The organism is Corynebacterium sp. LK2537 (genome assembly GCF_040946485.1).
Classification (GTDB): Bacteria; Actinomycetota; Actinomycetes; order Mycobacteriales; family Mycobacteriaceae; genus Corynebacterium.
Genome location: NZ_JAYWLQ010000022.1, coordinates 1 through 376, shown reverse-complemented (window position 1 = coordinate 376; position 376 = coordinate 1). Strand labels below are relative to the sequence as shown.

Here is a 376-nt window from a genome sequence, read left to right as displayed (position 1 = left end):
GAGGTTTTCCACCAGCTCCGGGTCCCCGGTCACCGAAAACGTGCTGGGGCCGTCTTTGCGGCGGGTGACCCGCACGCCTTCGGCCGGCGGTGCCGGGCGGTTAAGCTCCAGGACCTTCTTGTTGGCTAGGCGTCGTAGTTGTTTGGTGGTGCCGGGGGTGTTGCACAGTTCGATGAGCATGGCCCAGGCCTCGCCCTGGTTGCGCACCCGGCGGAAGGCGTTGTCTAACACCAGCAGGGTATCCAGGTGGTGTCCGGATTCTGCGGCACCCCGGCGGGCGGCGTCCTGCTTGCGCGTATACGTCGTGTGCCTGAAGAAAGTCTGGCACGCGCGGTAGTGCGCGGCGGCGGCAACGTCGGACATGACAGCCTTCAGG

General features: G+C 66.2%; 1 pseudogene. It reads right to left on the bottom strand.

From position 1 onward, the window contains the following. Positions 1–363: pseudogene (locus VVS03_RS11300) on the bottom strand (HNH endonuclease); the annotation flags it as partial. Between the last annotated feature and the right edge of the window lie 13 nt (positions 364–376).